This window comes from Candidatus Dependentiae bacterium (assembly GCA_016871815.1).
Lineage (GTDB): Bacteria > Babelota > Babeliae > Babelales.
This window is the reverse complement of sequence record VHBT01000036.1, coordinates 1-4,093: the sequence shown is the minus strand read 5'-3', so window position 1 is coordinate 4,093 and position 4,093 is coordinate 1. Positions and strand designations below refer to the sequence as shown.

The following is a 4,093-nucleotide window of genomic DNA, read 5'->3' as shown; positions in this document are numbered from 1 at the left end:
CGTGTCTGCCTCGTGCTGAAAAACGGTTGCGGCTATCGACCCGCGCAGCTCTCATGTGTTCAACAACTGAAAAAGTTTTTACAAAAGAAATCAGAAAAATACTTGCAAAAAAAAAGCCAACGTCATTGTTTGTTGAGTTATCAAAGCAACGATTTGTGATACAAATTTGTTTTGATGAAAAATTGGACCCAATATTTGTGGTGTATGTAACATCATCAGATCCTCGTGATTTTATTTTTCGATCGATGCAAGGTTGCGCAGATGGCTCTGGACAATCCGGAGAGCGTGCTTTTGGGATTTCTGGTTTACAATTGGGTTTTGGTGCGTTGATCGTAGGCATTGTTGGCACTTGTGCAAAATTTTGTGGGCGAGCCGTTATTGGTTCTGTTTCGTCTTGCGTGCAGCGTCGGTTTGGTGTGTCGGCCCCAGTTGTTGAAGAGCGTGATGGCGATGATATAGAGAGTGCGTCCATAGGCGATGGGGATTCGTCTTTTGCTGGACAGATGTCTCCTTTGCGCTTGACGCAACTTGCAGGTGCGTTTGCTGCGGGGATGAGTTCTAGGCAGTTGTGGTGTGATCAACGGTCTGATGATAAATCTCAATCAAAAATGGATGAGTTGTTAGAATCGTTTGGTCCAGATCGAATTGTGTGGTGTAAAGATGTTGATGCTTCTGGTGATGTCGGATTGCAGGCTGTTGTAGTTGTCGCTACGGCTCAACGGCATGTGCAAGCTATAGCAGGGCAGCCTGCGAGTAAGAGAATACTTTTTATCGATGCATTACGAGTTGATTTATTAAACTCACCAACTTTTTTGGATTTATGTATTAAAAATGAATGGACCTTGTGGATTCAGCAGTCGTATGTGGGAAGAAATGGTGTTGTTGAGAAAAAAGCATTTCATGAATTAGATGATCTTTTGCGAAAAAAAGAAGGCTTGCGATTCATTCTTTGTCAGCATGCAGACATGACGAGCTTAGGGCTCTTTTCATCAACGGTTTGTTCAGGGAAAAAAGAAATAAAAGACTTATTTCATCGACATGAAGCCAGGTAGAACATATTTAAGATCGTCATCATTGAAGGTAAGTCCAAAGCCAAAGAATGGTGATCCTGTAGCTCTTCCTACGATGTCATCGATTCCAAATACTACGTATAATTTTCTCATGAAAAAGAATTTGTTTATCCATTTTACATGCATTCTATCGTCTTCGTTGATTCTGTTGTGTCCATGAAAATCAAATGCTTCAACGCTGGTGATCCAGTTAAAATGAGGAGAGTTTGTTGGGACGTTGTAGTCCATCGCTATTCCAAAATTGTCTTCAAACATTCCTGTTCTAAAGGTGAGGTTGCTAAAGCGTTTTCCGATCTGGATATTGAGCATTGGCTTGCTTGGGGTATGAACAACTTGCTGGAGCAGAGGAGCATGTTTTGCGAGTGTAAAAATATCGCGCGATTCATAGGTTGGTAGCTCAGCAATAGTTGGTAATTTTATTTCTTTGTTATCTCGATCGAAATATTTTGTTTTGACTGTTCGGCGGTCAAATTTACCTACTTTTCCACTGGTTACACCAATTGTGTAAAAATAGTCAGAATAGGTGCAAACATTCAGCAAGATGTATCCTTTTCGGTCTGATTTGTCGGTCATAGACTCAAGGTGTCCGTCAACGTTGATATGAATGTTTTGAGCTTTTTGGACATAGTTTTTAACGCCGGCAACTGTTTTTTGTAGGTCGCCATAGAGTTGATCTTCATTGATTAATTTACCAATAAAGCCTTTTCCGTTATTTATTTTTTCTACGATGCCATCTGTTTCTTCTAGAATGTTGCGAGCGCGGGCAATTGTTTCGTCGGCATTTTCAGTAATTCCTGAACTTAATTTTTCGGTAATTCGTTCAAGGTTTTTTATTGAGCGTGCGATATTTTCTTTTTCTTCTTTGATGAGTTGATTTGCATGACTGGTAAATTCTTCAACGTTTGCGCTGGTTTTATGAGTATTGGTTAATGTTTGATGAATCTTTTTTTCTGCTTCAACGGTAGCAAAAGTATTTTTAAGACCAGAGGTTAAATCTCCAACGTTAGAAGTAATGTCTTTAAAGTGTTCCAAGATTCCACTCACCGTAGTTGGAGCTCTTCCTGGCATAGGAAGGGTGCTTCCTGGTGTAAGGTAGCCACTCGAGGATTCTCCTGGATCGATTTCGATTGTTTTTGTTCCAATTAATCCTTCCTGAGAAATGCGAGCAAAAGCATTTTTACCAAGCTTGTGAATGCTTTTTATGCGCATGACAATTTCAGCTTTGCCGCCTTCTAGCAATGCAACGCTGTCAACCCAACCAACAGAAACGCCTGCGATTTTTATGGGAGATTTTGTCTCAAGGCCACCTGTTTCGTCAAAATAAGCGCGATATACGCTGTATTCATTTCTATTAAATTTAATATCACCAATGTACACACTGAGTGATAAAAAAAATCCCATTCCAATAATAATAAAAAGTCCAACTTTGGTTTCCGTATTCACAGTACAAATCCTACGGTTTAAATTTCATATTTTTCAAATTCATCAATCCAGTACGTTCTTAAAACACCAAATTCACCGTCCGAGCTGAGCACTGTTTTAAGTTTTTCGTCTTGGTTTTTGTCCATATTTTTTTTCGCTTCAGTGGCAGGCTCTTGCGCAGGTTTACGGCCATTACGACGAATGACTGCGTAAATTCTTTGCTCGATACCTTGAACAACGCCACACGATAACACGGAAAATATCTCAGGCTCAATGGCTTCTGTTAAAACAGTTTGGATTTCTTTTGGCAAAGAAACCTCTGTTTTGTACAGGCTTGCAAGGAGTTGAGAATTTTTGTTCCAGTCCGATCCCCACTCTTTTGAAATGGTTAAGGCGACCTGATGATAAAAATCTTTTTCATTTTTGTCACCTTTTGTCTTATATTCCGGTGTTTTTATCGAAAGAATTTTTTTGCATTCGTGAGACAAAAAGAGAGGATTTATTTTGTTTTCTTTGCTCCAGGTTGTAAAAATATCAGTTGTTGCCGGAGATTGAAAATAGCCATTTTTTCGCTTTTTAACCTCTGATGATGCGGGTGAGATAAAGAATGGATAGTCGATAATTTGGTGAAGTTGAGTTGCATCCATGATTTCTTTATTCGCAAGTAAACTAAAGAGTTTTGGTGAGATATCATTTTGCGCATTTTTTTTATTAAAGCTGAGTTGTTTTATGAGAGGAATAAATTCTTTTACCGGTTTTTTTTCTTTTTCTTGGGTCGTGAGTCCTTGGACAGGAATTTTTCCTTCTTCGCAGGAGATGTATATTTTTATTGTTGCATCAACGCCATCAAGTTTTTGCGTAAGCGTGAATGTTTGCCATTTATTGATGAGTGGTAAAAGGGTTTCGAGTAATAAGCTTTTTTCTGATTCGCCTTCTTTTTTTTCTTTGGAATTTTGGGGTTGTTGGTTAAGTTGTGAAAGTGCTAAAAAAACACCATTGAGTGCATAGATTTGTGCGCGATCTTTTTTTATTTGTTGTTTCATTTGTGTGACGGTTAAAAAAGTTGTTTTGAGTAGTTTTTGAGTTAAAACGCCCAAGATGCTTAAAAAGCAAAGAACAATCAGGAGAACAGAGCCATTATTTTTTTGTAGTAAGAATGCCATTACATCATTCCTCTCATCACTTTGTACATTAATTCTGGATTGCGCTCATATTCTTCGGCTTCTTTATACACCTGATCAACAACTTCGGGGGGAAGTGTTTGGAGCATCAGAGAATTAAGTTGTTCGTCGTTCATTTGACCAAGAGGTGTTTTGGAGAAAGCGTCCATAAACTGTGAGATGTCTTCGGGATGACTTTGTTGGGTATGTGCTGCTGGGTGCTGCATGCTGTGGTTGTTTATTTGATTTAAGAAATCTGCATTTTCGTTGCGAATTCGAGCGGGAATCTCTCGTTTTGGTGGGGGGGTAAAAAATGATCCACCTTTTGTTTCAAAAGATGCTCGCTCATTAGTTCGTGAGTACGGTTGTCTTTCTCCATCAAAGCCGCTTCCGAGACCGTTAGTGCCACTGAGTCTTGTTTGGGTTAGATTTTGATCATCA

General features: G+C 39.2%; 2 protein-coding genes. Both read right to left on the bottom strand.

The window, feature by feature from the left end; translation table 11 throughout:
- Positions 1-1,025: 1,025 nt before the first annotated feature.
- Positions 1,026-2,513 (bottom strand): MCE family protein, encoded by a 1,488-nt coding sequence (locus FJ366_04180; protein MBM3894764.1) that lies wholly within the window; start codon positions 2,511-2,513, stop codon positions 1,026-1,028.
- A gap of 17 nt (positions 2,514-2,530) precedes the next feature.
- Entirely contained in the window at positions 2,531-3,655 is a 1,125-nt protein-coding gene (locus FJ366_04175) for a hypothetical protein (GenBank protein ID MBM3894763.1), read from the bottom strand.
- Positions 3,656-4,093: the final 438 nt, after the last annotated feature.

Excerpts from the sequence above, each read along its gene's own strand:
- FJ366_04175 (MBM3894763.1), bottom strand. The coding sequence starts at position 3,655 with ATGGCATTCTTACTACAAAAAAATAATGGCTCTGTTCTCCTGATTGTT.